Annotated in this window: 15 protein-coding genes; 6 read left to right on the top strand and 9 right to left on the bottom strand. The window is 63.2% G+C overall.

What is annotated here, in order from left to right; genetic code table 11:
* The first annotated feature begins 123 nt into the window (after positions 1 to 123).
* Complete coding sequence (locus AC1DZE_RS15005; protein ID WP_477671426.1) at positions 124 to 1869, top strand: DEAD/DEAH box helicase; 1746 nt, start codon at positions 124 to 126, stop codon at positions 1867 to 1869.
* A gap of 92 nt (positions 1870 to 1961) precedes the next feature.
* On the opposite strand, the gene AC1DZE_RS15010 is transcribed toward AC1DZE_RS15005, so the two are convergent.
* The 9 genes from AC1DZE_RS15010 to AC1DZE_RS15050 all read right to left on the bottom strand — a co-directional run bounded on the left by AC1DZE_RS15010 (position 1962) and on the right by AC1DZE_RS15050 (position 10493).
* Positions 1962 to 2711 (bottom strand): FadR/GntR family transcriptional regulator, encoded by a 750-nt coding sequence (locus AC1DZE_RS15010; protein WP_477657613.1) that lies wholly within the window; start codon positions 2709 to 2711, stop codon positions 1962 to 1964.
* Positions 2712 to 2720: 9 nt separating this feature from the next.
* Positions 2721 to 3107: a cupin domain-containing protein gene (locus AC1DZE_RS15015; protein ID WP_477671425.1), complete on the bottom strand. Its 387-nt coding sequence runs from the start codon at positions 3105 to 3107 to the stop codon at positions 2721 to 2723.
* A 64-nt stretch (positions 3108 to 3171) separates the two neighbouring features.
* A complete protein-coding gene (locus AC1DZE_RS15020) occupies positions 3172 to 4248 on the bottom strand; it encodes an L-idonate 5-dehydrogenase (RefSeq protein WP_477671619.1) in 1077 nt (358 codons plus the stop codon).
* 27 nt (positions 4249 to 4275) lie between these two features.
* Positions 4276 to 5043 carry an SDR family oxidoreductase gene (locus tag AC1DZE_RS15025; protein WP_477672894.1) on the bottom strand — a complete coding sequence of 256 codons (768 nt, stop codon included), beginning with the start codon at positions 5041 to 5043 and terminating at the stop codon, positions 4276 to 4278.
* Between the two features lie 8 nt (positions 5044 to 5051).
* Positions 5052 to 6122 carry an ABC transporter ATP-binding protein gene (locus AC1DZE_RS15030; RefSeq protein WP_477671423.1) on the bottom strand — a complete coding sequence of 357 codons (1071 nt, stop codon included), beginning with the start codon at positions 6120 to 6122 and terminating at the stop codon, positions 5052 to 5054.
* A 21-nt stretch (positions 6123 to 6143) separates the two neighbouring features.
* Entirely contained in the window at positions 6144 to 6995 is an 852-nt protein-coding gene (locus tag AC1DZE_RS15035; RefSeq protein WP_477671422.1) for a carbohydrate ABC transporter permease, read from the bottom strand.
* A 79-nt stretch (positions 6996 to 7074) separates the two neighbouring features.
* A complete protein-coding gene (locus tag AC1DZE_RS15040) occupies positions 7075 to 7947 on the bottom strand; it encodes a carbohydrate ABC transporter permease (protein WP_477671421.1) in 873 nt (290 codons plus the stop codon).
* A gap of 40 nt (positions 7948 to 7987) precedes the next feature.
* On the bottom strand, positions 7988 to 9367 hold the full coding sequence (locus tag AC1DZE_RS15045; protein ID WP_477671420.1) for an ABC transporter substrate-binding protein: 1380 nt from the start codon (positions 9365 to 9367) through the stop codon (positions 7988 to 7990).
* Between the two features lie 157 nt (positions 9368 to 9524).
* Positions 9525 to 10493, bottom strand: a complete 969-nt coding sequence (locus tag AC1DZE_RS15050; protein WP_477673026.1) for a 2-hydroxyacid dehydrogenase — start codon at positions 10491 to 10493, stop codon at positions 9525 to 9527.
* 87 nt (positions 10494 to 10580) lie between these two features.
* Between AC1DZE_RS15050 and AC1DZE_RS15055 the strand changes: the two genes are divergently transcribed.
* The 5 genes from AC1DZE_RS15055 to AC1DZE_RS15075 all read left to right on the top strand — a co-directional run bounded on the left by AC1DZE_RS15055 (position 10581) and on the right by AC1DZE_RS15075 (position 15817).
* Positions 10581 to 12323 carry an IlvD/Edd family dehydratase gene (locus tag AC1DZE_RS15055; protein ID WP_477671418.1) on the top strand — a complete coding sequence of 581 codons (1743 nt, stop codon included), beginning with the start codon at positions 10581 to 10583 and terminating at the stop codon, positions 12321 to 12323.
* Positions 12324 to 12538: 215 nt separating this feature from the next.
* The gene (locus AC1DZE_RS15060; RefSeq protein WP_477671417.1) at positions 12539 to 13471 is read left to right on the top strand and encodes a sugar kinase; all 933 of its coding nucleotides are present in this window, start codon (positions 12539 to 12541) and stop codon (positions 13469 to 13471) included.
* Positions 13468 to 14349, top strand: coding sequence for a 2-dehydro-3-deoxygalactonokinase (locus AC1DZE_RS15065; protein ID WP_477700246.1), 882 nt, complete (start codon positions 13468 to 13470; stop codon positions 14347 to 14349). Before AC1DZE_RS15060 ends, AC1DZE_RS15065 begins: the two co-directional genes overlap by 4 nt.
* A gap of 35 nt (positions 14350 to 14384) precedes the next feature.
* Positions 14385 to 15026: a 2-dehydro-3-deoxy-6-phosphogalactonate aldolase gene (locus AC1DZE_RS15070; RefSeq protein WP_477700247.1), complete on the top strand. Its 642-nt coding sequence runs from the start codon at positions 14385 to 14387 to the stop codon at positions 15024 to 15026.
* Entirely contained in the window at positions 15023 to 15817 is a 795-nt protein-coding gene (locus AC1DZE_RS15075; protein ID WP_477671414.1) for an SDR family NAD(P)-dependent oxidoreductase, read from the top strand. The genes AC1DZE_RS15070 and AC1DZE_RS15075 overlap by 4 nt, the downstream gene beginning before the upstream one ends.
* Positions 15818 to 15905: the final 88 nt, after the last annotated feature.

The following is a 15905-nucleotide window of genomic DNA, read 5'->3' on the forward strand; positions in this document are numbered from 1 at the left end:
CTTACGATGTAAAACGTAATGTTTAGGGCCCACTTTCTGACCCCATCTGCCTTTGACTGGCGGGTTTGCCTTTCAACAAGGCACCCAACAGGCCGATCTAAAGCGCCACACAGGCGCAACATCATGACATTTGAAGAATTGAATCTGGCTCCGGCCATTCTGAAGGCCGTGCTCGAGCAGGGCTACGACACCCCCACCCCCATCCAGACCCAGGCGATCCCCGCCGTGCTCAAAGGCGTGGACCTGCTGGGCGGCGCCCAGACCGGCACCGGCAAGACCGCAGCTTTCACGCTGCCCCTGCTGCAGCGCCTTTCCACCGAAGCGCGCCTGACCAACCGCCGCGGCGTCAACGCCGTACGCGCCCTGATCATGACCCCCACCCGCGAGCTCGCGGCCCAGGTCGAAGAAAGCGTCCGCACCTACGGCAAATACACCGACCTCACCTCCATGGTGATGTTCGGCGGCGTCGGTATGGGCGCCCAGATTGAAAAACTGCGCCGCGGCGTCGATATCCTGGTCGCCACTCCCGGCCGCCTGCTGGACCACGCGAGCCAGGGCACGCTGGACCTGAGCCAGGTACAGATCCTGGTGCTCGACGAAGCCGACCGCATGCTGGACATGGGCTTTATCCACGACATCAAAAAAGTGTTGGCCCTGGTGCCCAAGCAAAAACAATCGCTGCTGTTCAGCGCGACCTTCAGCGATGAAATCCGCGAGCTCGCCAACGGCCTGCTGAAGAACCCCGAATCCATCCAGGTCACGCCGCGCAACACCACGGTGCAGCGCATCACGCAGACCATCCATCCCGTCGGGCGAGCCAAGAAAAAAGCGCTGCTGACCCACATCATCAACGAGCACAACTGGAGCCAGGTGCTGGTGTTCACCCGCACCAAGTTCGGCGCCAACAACGTGGCCGAACACCTGACCAAAAACGGCATCCCCGCGATGGCGCTGCACGGCAACAAGAGCCAGACCGCCCGCACCCAGGCCCTGGCCGATTTCAAGAGCGGAACGATTCGCGCCCTGGTGGCCACTGACATCGCCGCCCGCGGCATCGACATCGACGAGTTGCCGCACGTGGTGAACTACGAAATCCCGAACGTGAGCGAAGACTACGTGCACCGCATCGGCCGCACCGGCCGCGCCGGGAACAGCGGCGAAGCCGTCAGCCTGGTCTGCCTCGATGAAGAAGGCTTCATGCAGGACATCGAGCGCTTCACCAAGCAGAACATCGAAAAAATCGTGGTCCCCGGCTTTGAAGCCGAAGCCGGCGAGCGCGCCGAGCCGCTGGCCATGGGTCGCCAGACCATCTGGGGTGGCCTGGGCAAGCCGCCAAGCCGCGACGTGATGCAGGCTGCCGCCAAAGCAGCCCGTACTGAAATGATGCAGCGCATTCGCGACACCAAGGGCGCACAGCCCGCGCGGGGTGCAGGTGGCGGTAACGGCGGCGGCAATGGCGGCGCGCGCGGACGCGGTCCCGCAGGCGGCGGCAACGGTGGTGGCGGTAACGGCGGCGGCAGCGGCCGCGGTCCCCGCACACCCAACCCCGGCCAGCCACGACAGGCTTCGGGCTACTCACAGAACGGCCAGCCGCCACGCCAGCAGGCGCAGCGCCCGCCGCGCGACGACCAGCAGCCACGCGCACCCCGCAGCGAGCCGAGGGAGCCGCGCAACGACTTTGACAACCAGCAACCCGCCAGCCACGCCTCCTCGGGTTTCCCGTCCTCCGGCCAGCCCACGGGCGGCAACCGCGGCAACTACCGGGGCGGCAACCGCTCTGGTGGTGGTAATGGCGGCGGTGGTGGCGGCGGCGGCCGGGGCAACGGGCCCCGCCGGCCTGGCGGTCCCGGCTCGTTTACCGGCCGCTAAGCGCTAACGGCGGCGATCCCACTGCGTGGGTGCCGCCATGCAACTGTCCGGCGCGGCATAAGGCTGCAAAAGGCCAATTCCGCACCTCAGGCTCAAGCTGCTTTCAGCTGCTTGGCCGGATTGCTCAGTTTGGGCAAACGGCGCCGCGAACCGAGCACCAGCTCGATATCCTCGTGCGCGCCGTCAATCAGCACCAGAATGGCTTTTTCGGCCTTGGCCGGGTTGCGCGCGATCACCGCATCCAGCACCGCCCGGTGCAGCGGCAGGGAGCGCTTGGGCCCGTCCTTGCGGATGGTCGAAATTTCAAAGCTGGTGCGCAGCAAGGCACTGAGCGCCTTGCTCATCTGGACCAGCATGCGGTTGTGCGCGGCACGCAGCAGGCCCTGGTGAAAACGCAGGTCGTAGGTGACGTAGTCGCCGCCGCCTTCCACGGCGCGCTTCATACCGGCATAGGCATCCTCGATCCCGGCGATCTCTTCCGCCGTGGCCCGCTCGGCGGCCATGCGCACGGCGGCTGGTTCCACCAGGCGCCGCAGTTCCAGCAGGTCACGTAAAAATTCGGGCGTGATGCCGGCCTTGGCCTTCCAGGCGATGACGTCGGGATCGAACCAGTTCCAGTGCTCCTCGGTCAGCACGCGGGTGCCCACTTTGGGCCCGGTGGTAACCAGCCCCTTGGCGATCAGTGACTTGACCGCTTCGCGCACCACCGTGCGGCTCACGCCCAGTTCCTCGCAAAGCACCGGCTCCGGCGGCATGGACATGCCGGCGGTATAACGGCCCGCGACGATGGCTTCCCCGATGTGGTCAACCGTGTTGCCGTGGACGTTTTTCATGGTGGCCATGGGGTTCCTTTAGCCTCGCACAAACAAGGTGACCAACGGGTCCGAACCTACCTGGCGGCTCCAATGGCCATGCACGGCCGGATCGAAGGTGGCGCCGGCCGGCAGCAGGTCCGCAGAGTAGAAATGCTGTCCGGGCTTGAAGATGCGGGAAATTCCACCCTGCAAGCCGATCTCCATCTCGCCGCCCAGAATGAATACCCACTGGCCGTGCGGCGAGCAATGAAACTGGCTGCGAAAACCTACCGGGCTGTGGCGCAACTGGTAGCCGCCTGAAGGCATCAGCGTGGACAGCATGGATTGCGGATTGCCCTCCGGCAGCGGAACCTGCTCTTCGCGGAACTTTGCGAGGCCGTCGGCGTCGTCTGTGTAGAGAATAACTTTGGTGAAGGTGGTCAAAAAAGCTCCGTGTTCGTGTTCATGTGTTCGTTCTGGATAAATCCGGCGTGCAATTTCCCGCGTCTCAGGCCCCAGCCTGCGCAAGCCCGGCCCTGGCCGCAGCATCAGGCGCAAACTGCAGCAGCACCTTCATGGCCCTACCCTTGTCGCCAGCCAGCTTGAAGGCGTCCGTCGCCTGGTCGAAGTTCATGATATCGGTGATGACCGGCCGGCCATCGATCAGGCGCTTGTTCAAAAACTCCACCGCCACCGCGAACTCGGGGTGGAAGCGGAAGGTGCCGCGCAGATCGATCTCACGCGCCACCAGCGCGTTCATCGGGATCTTGATGTCGCCGCCCAGCCCCACGGCCACAATCACACCGCGCGGGGCGACGACCTGGAGCCCGGACAGCAGCGCGCGTTCATTGCCTGAGGCCTCGAACATGACGTCGAAGTAGCCCTTCTCCAACGCATACGGCGCCAGCGCATCGGGCTGCGCCGAAAGGTTGATCGCCTTGTCCGCACCCATCTTGAGAGCGCAAGCCAGCGGCAACTCCGCAATATCCACCGCCACAATCTCGGCCGCCCCGGCGCGCCGCAGGCCCGCGATCAGCAAGGCGCCGATGGGCCCACAACCGGTGACCAGCACTTTCTTGCCGAACACGACGCCCGCGCGATTGATGGCATGCAGGCCGACCGACAGCGGCTCAGCCAGCGCAGCCTCCGACAAAGAAATATCTTCGGACACGGCGTAGGCCTGCGTTTGATCGATCACCAGCGTTTCGCGGAATGCGCCCTGCACGTGGGGAAAACGCATCGCGCTGCCGTAGAAACGCATGTCCAGGCAATGGTTGTGCTGGCCGAGCTGGCAGTATTTGCAGACGCCGCAAGGACGCGATGGGGACACAGCCACGCGTTGCCCGGGTGCGAAACCCGCGACTTGGTTGCCCACTTCGCTCACGATGCCCGAAACTTCATGCCCCAGCACCATCGGCTCCTTGATGCGCACCGTGCCGAAGCCGCCGTGCTGGAAGTAGTGTAGGTCCGAGCCGCAGATGCCGCCGAAGGCAACACGCACGCGCATCTGCTTCGGGCCGACGGGCTCGACTGCCTGCGAGTCAAAGCGCAGATCCAGCGGGGCGTGGCAGACGATGGCGCGCATATTCATTGAAGTTCAGCTCACAAAAAATCAAAGTTGGGCGGTGACCCCGCCATCGACATACAGCACATGCCCGTTCATGAAGCTGGACGCATCGCTGGCCAGAAAAACCGCCGCCCCCGCCAGTTCATGCACTTCGCCCCAACGCCGGCTCGGCGTGCGGCCGATCAGCCAGGAATTGAATTTCTCATCCGACGATAGCTTCTCGTTCAGCTCGGTCTTGAAGTACCCCGGCCCGATTGCATTGCACTGAAGGCCATGCGGACCCCAGTCGATCGCCATGCCCTTGGTCAGCATCTTCACCGCACCTTTGGTCGCCATATAGGGCGAGATTCCCGGCCGGCCGATCTCGCTTTGCACCGAGCAGATGTTGATGATCTTGCCGCGCTTGCGCGGGATCATCTTGCGTGCCACGGCCTGGCCCACCATGAAGACGCTGTCCAGGTTGGTGCGCATGAGCTTGCGCCAGTCCTCTTCGGCAAACTCTTCCAGCGAATTGCGGATCTGCATGCCCGCGTTGTTGAACAGGATGTCGATCGGACCGATGGTTGACTCGATGGTCTCCACCGCCGCCTTCACCTCCCCGGAATCCGTCACGTCAAACGCGCTCACATGTGCGGTGATGCCTTCGCTGCGCAGCAGGGCCGCGGCCTCTTGCACCTTGGCGGCATTGCGCCCGTTGACCACCACCGCCGCGCCGGCCTGACCGAGCCCGCGCGCAAGCGCCAGGCCAATGCCGGCTGATGACCCCGTGACGAGCGCCAGCCTGCCGTTCAGCTTGAATGAGTCGGCGACCATGGCCGCGCTCACGACAGGCGCTGACCGCTGTCGCCGTTGAAGACGTGGGCCTTGCCCGGCGCCACGTCCAGATGAATGATGTCGTCAGGCTGCGCATCGGTGCGGCCATGCATGACGACAATGATCTTGCTATTGCCCACTTCCAGCAGCAGCTCGGTTTCCGCGCCCGTCGGCTCGATCACGATCACCTTGGCAGGGATGCCTGTGCCGGTCGTGGAGACCTTCAGGTCGGTGGGCCTTACGCCATAGTTCACCGCTTGCCCGTCCACCGCATTGGCCAGCGCCTGCGCCGGCCAGGAATGCCCCTCTGCTTCCACCCAGGTGCGGCCATCCGCGACGCGAAGCGTGCCCTTCATCACGTTCATCGACGGCGAGCCGATAAATTGCGCGACGAAAAGGTTGCCCGGCCGGTCGAACAGCTCCAGCGGCGTGCCGATCTGCTCGATGATGCCGTCGTGCATGACGACGATGCGGTCAGCCATGGTCATGGCCTCGATCTGGTCGTGCGTCACGTAGACGGTCGTGGTCTTCAGGCGCTGGTGCAGCGCCTTGATCTCGGCCCGCATGGCAACACGCAGCTTGGCATCCAGGTTGGACAGCGGTTCGTCAAAGAGAAATACCTTGGGGTCGCGCACGATGGCCCGGCCCATGGCCACGCGCTGGCGCTGGCCGCCTGACAGCTCGCGCGGGAAGCGGTCGAGCAACGGGTCGAGGTTCAGGATGCGCGCCGCGTCACCCACGCGTTTGTCGGTGATCGCCTGGTCGGCCTTGCGCAGTTTCAAGCTGAAGGCCATGTTGTCGCGCACGGTCATGTGCGGGTAGAGCGCATAGCTCTGGAACACCATCGCGATGTCGCGATCCTTGGAGTCGAGGTCGTTGATGACCTTGCCGTCGATGGAGATCTCGCCACCGGTTATCTCTTCGAGCCCGGCCAGCATGCGCAAAAGCGTGGACTTGCCACAGCCCGAGGGGCCGACGAGCACAACGAATTCGCCATCGCTGATGTCGAAACTGATGCCGTGAATGATCTTGACCTTGCCGAAGGACTTCTCGATTTTGTTGAATGCGACGGATGCCATTTTGTTTATTTTTCCTGTGAATCAGCTTTTAACGGCGCCGGCCGTGAGGCCTGCGACCATATAGCGCTTGAATGCGTAATAAATTGCCGCAGGCGGCATCGCGTAGATAAGGCCCGTGGTCATGAGCAGTTCCCATGGCGAGTCGTCGGCCGAGAGGAAATTGCCCAGCGCCACCGCCAGCGTCACGCTGTCGTCCTTGGACAGCAGCAAAAAGGCGTAGAGGTATTCGTTCCAGGCAAGCAGCAACGCGTACGTCCCGACCGCCACCAGCGAAGGCACCATCAATGGCAGGTAAACGAGGCGAAAGAGTTGCATGGCCGTGGCCCCGTCCATCCTCGCGGCTTCATCCAGTTCCCAAGGCAGCTTGTCCGACGCCTGCTTGAGCACCCAGATGCAGTACGGCGAGGCGATCGTCACCATCGCCAGGATGAGCGCCCACTGGTTGTTGAGCAGGCCATAGTTGCCCATGGTCTTGTACATGGGCACGGCCAAGAAGGCCGCGGGGATGAAGTAGGTGAACAGTGCCATGTTCATCACCGTACGGCCGCCGGGAACCCGCAAACGGCTGATGGCAAAGGCCGCGCAGGTCGACACGAACAGCGTGAGCACGCCGACCGACACGGCGATCAGCAAGGAATTCCACAGCTGGATCCAGAAATGGTCCAGGTAGAAATGCTTCTGCATGAACACGAACTCGAAGTTTCGCAGTGTGGGTGCTTTCGGCCAGAGCTGGCCCGTCGTCGCCTGGTCCTTGGGCGACAGCGCGAACAGCACCATGTGGTAGATCGGCAGCAGCGTCCAGATCAACACGGGGATGCCGATGAGCAGTAGCTTGGCTTCGGTCGAGATGACCTTCAATGCGGAGCGGGTCATACCGGCCTCCGACGAGCCATCTCTAGGCGGCCGGGCGCCCCCCCGGGGGTCAGGGAGCGATAGGGAGCGTGGAGGCACATCATTTGGACAATCTCTTCATCATGAAATACACCAGAGGCAAGACCAGCGGCAATGCGACGACGATGGACGCAAGGGACAGGTCAACCTGGTCCAGACGCAGGTAGCGGATGCCCAGCGTTGCCAGCACGTGCGTCAGGTCTGCCGGCCCGCCACCCGTGAGCAGGTAGACGCTGTTGAAATCCCCCAGCGTCCAGATCATCGAGAGGATGGTGGACGTGAGGTACAGCGAGCGCATTGACGGCCAGGTAATGAAGCGGAACTTCTGCCACACTGAAGCGCCGTCCACCGACGCGGCTTCGTACTGCTCGCCCGGAATCGCCATACGGCCGGCCAGCAGGATCAGCGTCCAGAACGGCAGCGATTTCCAGATATGCGCCAGCATCGAAAAGCCCAACGCCAGCGTCGGGTCGTTCAGCCAGTTCGGGCCGTCCATGCCGGTGAAGCGGTAGATGGCGGCGTTCACCACGCCCCACTCCGGGTTGAGCATGAAGCGCATGGACAGGATGGTCGGGATCGACGGCACGGCCCAAGGCAGGATGAAGATCATCGACAGGATCTTGACCCACCAGCGCGTGTTCAGGAAGAAGCCCGACAGGCCGAGTGCCAGCATCATCTTGATGTTGACGGAGACCACGACAAAGATCACGGTGTTGATCACCGTGCGGAAGAAAATGGGGTCGGCAAACAGCCGCTCGTAACTCTCCGGATGGCGCGCGAGCCACAGGCCGTAGCCCACCGGGTAGATCACGAAAATCAGGAAGATGAGAAGGTAGGGGATGACAAGAATCGCGCCCCACTTCTCCCACGAAGTCATGGCATTTTTTCTGACGGCCGATGCGGTGGCCGGTGTGTCGAGGGTGATGGTGCTCATGGCTTGTACCCTCCCCCAGCGGGGGGAGGGACTTTCGTTTTTAGTTGGATGCGACCGTCTTGATGCGGGCAATCATCTCGTCCACCGCCTTGTCAACCGGCACCTTCTCATTGAGCACGCGGTTGGCCGCCTTGGCCCAGACGTTCTCGTTGTTCAGCACGGTGAACTTGTAGTTCTTGACGAACTCGAAGCCCACCGTTCCGTTGGCGTACTGGTTGAACACCGACTTCCGATGCGCATCAGCCTGCCAGAACGGGCGTGCCTGACCGGCCTTGGTCACCGGGAACCAACGGCCGAGCGAGCCTTCGACGTACGGCGTCAGGTTCTCTTCTTCCATCAGGAACTTGACGAACTCCTTGGCGCGGGCCTTGTTCTTGGCCTGGCTAAAGACAACGCCAGTCTTCACCGCCGTGCGGTAGACCATCTTGCTACCGTCCGGTTTGTTTGGAAAGCCTGCCGTGCGGATGCGCTCGTTGTAGTTCTTCTTCGCCAGTTCACGCTCTTCGGGTTTGAGCTTGTCGTTGTTGGCGTCGTCAAGCCACTTGGCCGCGATTGAGATCGTCGCGTTGTGTGTCATGACCGTGGTCTTGTTGTGGAAGGCGACGTTGTTGTCCGGGTCTTTCCAGCTGGTGGACGACGGTGGCGAGCAGCCCTTGGTGTACGGCGCGGTGTAGTCGGTCAACGCGCCAATCAGGCCGGCACGAACGTTAGGGTCATCGACCAGCAGCTTGCCGCTGTCGCTCACCAGCTTCACGTTGTACGCATCCATGAAGGTCAGGAAGGAGAAGAACGAGTCGCTCGAGTCCACGCCCAGGGGCTGGCCGATGCCGAAGGTGCGGTTGCCGCTCTTCTGGCGATAAGCCGGTTGCACTTTGTCGCACCAGAAAGACCAGTAGCCCTTCCAATCGGTCGGGATGTCGGACTCCTTGAAGCCCGCATCGTTGAGCATGTCGATCCAGTACTCGATGTGCATGGTCTGCTGCTTGATCGGAAAGGCGTAGTAGGCGCGGGTCTTGGCTGCGTCGTTCCACAGGAACGTCGTCTCCACCGTGTTGGGGGCAAAACGCGCGCGGATCGGGTTGATCACGCTGGAGATGTCTTCCAGCTTGCCGTCATAGGCCCACTTGCTCGTGACCTGGAAGTCATACACGTCGGCATAGGCGACGTCAGGCGGGTTGCCAGAGTCCAGCGCAGCCACGGTCTTGGGGATCATGTCCTGGATCGGGTACTGCGACAGCTCGATTTTCACACCCTTGTGCTTGGCTTCGTACTTCTTGATGGCGTCGAAGAGTGCCTGGTCCTCCGCCTGGTAGAAGCCCTTGACCCACCAGACGGTGAGCTTGTCTTGCGCGACAGCGTGGCCGCCTGCGAGCAGGCCCCCCGCGATCATCGCGCTGGCAAGAATTGTCCTGATCTTCATTGCTTTGTCTCCTGTGGTTGTTGAACTGTCTAACCGGGTCGCTCAGCTCTTAGCGCTTGCTATCATATGATGATTGAAACGCCGGTTTTCTATGGAAAACCCGCGGTACAGCACCCGGTCCCGGGCTCATCTTCTGGAACTCTTTCGAAGGAGTCTCTTACTGGCATTCAGGGACTGGACTGAGCAGTGGCCGGCCTGCGAAGTGAGCACTCAGATTGGCCACCGCCAGATCCGCCATGGCCTTGCGCGTCTGCCAGGTTCCGCTGGCCATGTGCGGAGTCAGCACGACGTTGTCCAGCGCCTTCAGCGCATCCGGCACCTGCGGTTCTTTCTCGAAGACATCGAGACCCGCGCCCGCGATCACGCCGCGTTGCAGGGCATCGACCAGCGCCGCCTCATCCACGACCGAGCCGCGCGCAACATTGATCAGGTAACCCTCGGGACCCAAGGCCTTGAGCACTTCAGCATTGATCAGGTGTTTCGTTCCGGCGCCGCCCGGAGTGATCACCACCAGGAAATCCACCGCAGCGGCAAGCGCTGCTGCGGTGGGATGATAGGCGTACGGCAGCTCCGCCTTGGCGGTGCGCGCCGTATAGGCGATGGACATGCCGAAAGCTTCTGCGCGGCTGGCAATGGCCTGCCCGATGCGGCCCAGCCCAACGATGCCCAGCCGGGCACCTGAAACCTTGCGGGCCAGCGGCATCGGACCCTCGGCGGCCCATCGGCCGGCACGCACATAGCGGTCTGCCAGGGGGATGCGCCGCGCCACCGACAGCATGAGGCCCAGCGCGAGGTCGGCGACTTCGTCGTTGAGCACCCCGGGGGTGTGCGTCACGGGGATGCGGCGGTTCAATGCGGCGGGTACATCGACGCCGTCGTAGCCCACGCCGAAGATCGACACCACTTCGAGTGCAGGCAGTTTCTCTATCAGCGCGGCCGTGACCTTGGACTCGCCGCCGCCCGAGATGCCGCGAATCTGCGGCGCGACCATTGCAAACGCCTCGGGGTCCGTCTCGTGCAGGCGGTCGTGCACTACGAAGGCCGCAGCGAGCGGCTCCATCAGGAAAGGCGGGAGCTTGGAGACGGCAAGGATGTGCGGGCGGGACAAGGGAACTACTCCGATCATGGTTTTCACTAAGACAGCGGCCGCAATGGTATGACGATAATACCTTTACACTTTCAGGATTAACCCTACTATTTAGGCCGACAGCACATGACCGACAGCAGCAAACCCAAAAAGAAACCCGAAGAACTGCGCAGCCAGCAATGGTTCGGCCGCCAGGACCGCGACGGCTTTGCCTACCGCAGCTGGGTCAAGGGCAAGGGCGTCCCGCACGACCAGTTTGACGGCAGGCCGGTCATCGGCATCTGCAACACCTTCAGCGAACTGACTCCCTGCAACTCGCACTTCCGCACCATCGCCGAGCAGGTCAAGATCGGTGTCTATGAGGCAGGCGGCTTTCCACTGGAGTTTCCGGTGATGTCGCTGGGCGAGACGCTGCTGCGCCCCACCGCCATGCTGTACCGCAACCTGGCCAGCATGGACGTGGAAGAAAGCATTCGCGGCAATCCGATCGACGGCGTGGTGCTGCTGATGGGCTGCGACAAAACCACGCCCTCCTTGGTGATGGGCGCCTCCAGCGTCGATCTGCCTACAGTGGGTGTCAGCGGCGGGCCTATGCTCAGCGGTAAATGGCGCGGCCAGGAGCTGGGCTCGGGCACCGGCGTCTGGAGCATGAGCGAGCAGGTGCGTGCCGGCACACTCAAACTTGCCGAGTTTTTTGAGGCCGAAAGCTGCATGCACCGCAGCCACGGCCACTGCATGACCATGGGCACGGCATCAACGATGGCCAGCATGGTCGAGGCGCTGGGCATAGGCCTGCCCGGCAACGCCGCGTATCCGGCAGTGGACGGCCGGCGCAATGTACTGGCCCGCATGGCCGGTCGACGTGCCGTCGAGATGGTGCACGAAGACCTCACACTCTCGAAGATTCTCACGCGTGAGGCATTCGAAAATGCCATCAAGACCCTGGCCGCCATTGGCGGCTCCACCAACGCAGTCATTCACCTGATCGCCATCGCCGGACGTATCGGCGTGAAGCTCACGGTGGATGACTTTGACCGCCTGGCCAGCGAGCTGCCCTGCCTCGTTAACCTGCAGCCTTCCGGTAAATACCTGATGGAAGATTTCTGCTACGCCGGCGGCCTGCCTGTCGTGATGAAGGAAATCGCGCAGCACCTGCACACCAGCGCCATTACAGCCAACGGCAAAACCATCGGCGAGAACATTGCTGATGCGGAAAACTACAACACTGATGTCATCATGCCGCTCTCCACTCCCTTCAAGGACAAGGCCGGCATCGCCGTGCTGCGGGGCAACCTGTCGCCGCGCGGCGCGGTCATCAAGCCCAGCGCAGCCACGCCCGCGCTCATGGTGCACAAAGGCCGTGCCGTAGTCTTTGAAACCATTGAAGATTTCCATGCACGCATCGACGATGAAAACCTGGACATCGACGAGAACTGCGTGATGGTGCTGAAGAACTGCGGGCCCAAGGGCTACCCCGGCATGGCCGAAGTCGGCAACATGCCACTGCCGCCCAAGGTGCTGCGCAAAGGCATCACCGACATGGTCCGCATCAGCGACGCCCGCATGAGCGGTACAGCGTATGGCACCGTGATACTGCACACAGCCCCTGAAGCCGCAGCAGGCGGGCCACTGGCCCTGGTGCAAAACGGTGACATCATCGAACTGGATGTGCCCAACCGCCGGCTACACCTGCATGTCAGTGACGAAGAGCTCGCCAGGCGCATGACCAGCTGGAAAGCACCCGAGCCGCCGCTGTCTTCAGGCTACTGGAAGCTTTACATCGACCACGTGCTGCAGGCCGACGAAGGCGTTGACCTGGATTTCCTGGTCGGCAAGCGCGGCTCTTTCGTGCCGCGCGACAATCACTGAGAACCAGCAGGCGCTGCTTACACGGCCCTCCCTTTCTCGGGGTACAGCGCGGGTACGGCGCCGCGATCGGCCGCGGGTAACATGGAGGCTTCAAACGCGGGTATTTCCCTCTGGAAATTTCCGCGTTACGACCCGCCATGCTCCCGCGCTGATCAAGGTCTCGAAGCGCGTATGCTGCTACCTTTTCGGGACAGCAAAGGATGCCAGAAAGTTCTATGCAAGCCAGAAAATTCGATGTCGTCGCACTCGGCGAGGCCATGGTGGAGTTCAACCAGACCCAGGCCGGCCAGCCTAACTACCTGCAGGGCTTCGGCGGAGACACCAGCAATGCCGTGATTGCCGCCGCACGCGCAGGAGCCTGCACCGCTTACCTCACACGCCTGGGCGGCGACACTTTCGGCCAATCACTGATGGCGTTGTGGGCCACTGAAAACGTCTCCACCGCGGCGGTGCAGCAAGACCCGGAAGCCAGCACGGGCCTTTACTTTGTCACGCACGGCAAAAACGGGCATGAATTCAGCTACTTGCGCGCAGGCTCTGCCGCCAGCCGCATGACGCCGGGCTGGCTGCAGCAAGCCGGCGCAGCCGATGCCGTGCGCCAAGCCAAGGTTCTGCATGTATCGGGCATCTCGCTGGCGATTTCCGCCAGCGCCTGCGACACAGCCTTTGCCGCGATGAAACTGGCCAAAGAGGCCGGTACCCTCGTGTCGTTTGACTCCAACCTGCGGCTCAAGCTCTGGCCGCTGGACCGGGCCCTTGCCTGCACCCGCCATGCCGTTTCACTGTGCGACATTTTCTTGCCGAGCCTGGAAGACATCACCACCCTCAACGGCATGACAGACCCCGACGCGGTAGTGGACTGGGGCCACGCCCTGGGCGCCAAAACCGTGGTGCTCAAGCTCGGCGGCGACGGCGCGCTGGTCAGCGACGGCACGCGGCGCGAGCGCGTGCCCGTGCACAACGTGAAGCTGGTGGACGCCACCGGCGCAGGCGACTGCTTTTGCGGCAACCTGCTGGCGCGCATTGCGGCGGGCGATAACGTCTTTGATGCGGCCCGTTATGCCAATGCAGCGGCCGCCCTCACGGTGCAGGGCTACGGTGCGGTCGCTCCGCTGCCGCGCCCCGAACAGGTCAGGGCCCTGCTGTGAACCACCTTCTGGCAGTCGACTGGGGCAGCTCCTCATTGCGCGGCGCGCTGATCGACGGCGACGGCACAGCCCTGGACGAGCGTTCCTTCGCACGCGGCATCCTGACTGTCGCTCCCGGTACCTTTCCGGAGGTTTTTGCAAGCTGCTTTGCCGACTGGATGACGTCCGGCACGCTGTGCCTGATCTCCGGCATGGCCGGCAGCAAACAGGGATGGCGCGAAGCGCCCTACTGCGCCTGCCCCGCCGGTTTTGATGCGATCGCAGCCGCACTGGAATGGGTGGAGCCCGGCCGCATCGCCATCGTGCCCGGCCTGAGCATAGACAAGGGCGGCGTGCCCGACGTCATGCGCGGCGAGGAAACGCAGATCTTTGGCGCCTTGCAGCTGCTGGGTCTGACCCATGCCCGGCTGGTGCTACCCGGCACGCACAGCAAATGGGTCACCGTCGAAAACCGGCAAGTCACTGATTTTTCGACCTGGATGACCGGCGAGTTCTATGCGCTGCTGCGCCGCCAATCCATCCTCGCACGCATGCTGCCCGACGACGAACCCGCGCTGGACGCCGCCGCCTTTGACCAGGGCGTGGCCCATGCGCTGGCCGGCCCCGGCCTGCTGAACACAGCCTTCAGCACACGCACCCTGTCGCTGTTCCAGCGAATGACAACCGAGGCCATGCCCAGCTACCTGTCGGGCCTGGTCATCGGCGAGGAACTCAAATCCCAGGCACTGCCGCGCGGCGAGCCCGTGGTGGTGATGGGCGCCGAGGCGCTCACGGCGCGCTACGAACAGGCACTTGTCCACCTCGGCGTGCCCGTGAAGCGCGTGGGTGCGGGTGCTACCTGGCGCGGCCTGCGCGCCATCGCCGATACCCTGGCCTGACCGGCGCAGTATTGCGTCTCAACCCACAGAACACCATGAACAACGCACACCAAAAATTCTCCCAGGCCCTCGGCGCCCTCCCCCTGGTGGCCATCCTGCGCGGGCTGACGCCGGTAGAGGCCCTGCCTGTCGGCCAGGCACTCGTTGCCACGGGCTGGACGCTGATCGAAATTCCGCTCAATTCACCCCAGCCGCTGGACAGCATTGCCGCCATGGCCAGCGCTTTTCCGCAGGCCCTGGTTGGTGCCGGCACGGTGCTGACACCTGAGGCGGTGTGTGACGTGCACGCCGCGGGTGGCCAGCTCATCGTTTCGCCCAATTTCAACCCGGCGGTGGTGCGCGAAGCTGTCCGCCTCGGCCTGGTGTGCCTGCCCGGCATCATGACTGCCAGCGAGGCATTTGCTGCGCTCGAAGCGGGCGCGACAGGGCTGAAGATTTTCCCGGCCGAAATGATCACCCCGGCGGTCGTGAAAGCCCTTCGCGCGGTACTGCCCGCGCAAGCCGCAGTACTGCCGGTCGGCGGCATCACGCCCGCCAATATGGCGCCCTACCTTGCCGCGGGCGCGAACGGTTTCGGCATCGGATCGGCACTCTACAAACCAGGTTCTTCCGCCACTCAGGTCTCCGAATCTGCTATGGAATTCATAGCTGCTTGCGCTGGTACCATAAGGGCATGAGCATTATTTCATCTACAGATACTGCCCAGGTATCGTTCGGACTGGCGGGCCGCGTCTGCGTCGTCACCGGCGGTGCCCAAGGCATCGGTGAGGCCTGCGCGCGGCGTTTTTCGCGTGAGCAAGCCCAGGTCGTCATCGCCGATATAGACGACACGCGCGGCGCAGCGCTGGCCGCAGAACTCGGCGGCCTGTATGTTCATTGCGACGTGGGCGACAAGGCTCAGGTCGATGCGCTGGTGGCTCGCACCGTGGCCGCGCACGGCCGCATCGACGTGCTGGTCAACAATGCCGGCATCTTCAAGGCCGCAGAGTTTCTKGACGTGACGGAAGCCGACTTCGACGCCGTACTGCGCATCAACCTCAAGGGCTCCTTCCTGGTCGGGCAGGCCGTGGCGCGCGTGATGGCGGCCGCCGGCAAGGGCAGCATCGTCAACATGAGTTCGGTCAACGGCGTGCTCGCCATTCCCACCATTGCCAGCTACAACGTCAGCAAGGGCGGCATCAACCAGCTCACGCGCGTGATGGCGCTGTCGCTGGCAGGCCAGGGCGTGCGCGTCAACGCGGTTGCGCCCGGCACTATCGCCACCGAACTGGCCGCCAGGGCTGTGCTCACCAGCGACGAGGCCAAGGCCAAGATCATGAGCCGCACGCCCATGAAGCGCCTCGGCGAGCCCTCGGAGATCGCCGACACGGTGGCCTACCTGGCCAGCGACGCCGCGAGCTACATCACCGGTGAGATCGTGGTGGTGGATGGCGGTCGGATGACGCTGAACTACACCGTGCCCGTCTAGGGTCAGCCATCCCGCGTAAGCAGGGCCAAAATTGCCTGCGCAGTTGACATGGATCATGCAGGCCGCAAAAGGTGGCCCGCAAACCCCG

The sequence above is a fragment of the Polaromonas sp. P1_F1 genome (assembly GCF_056405795.1).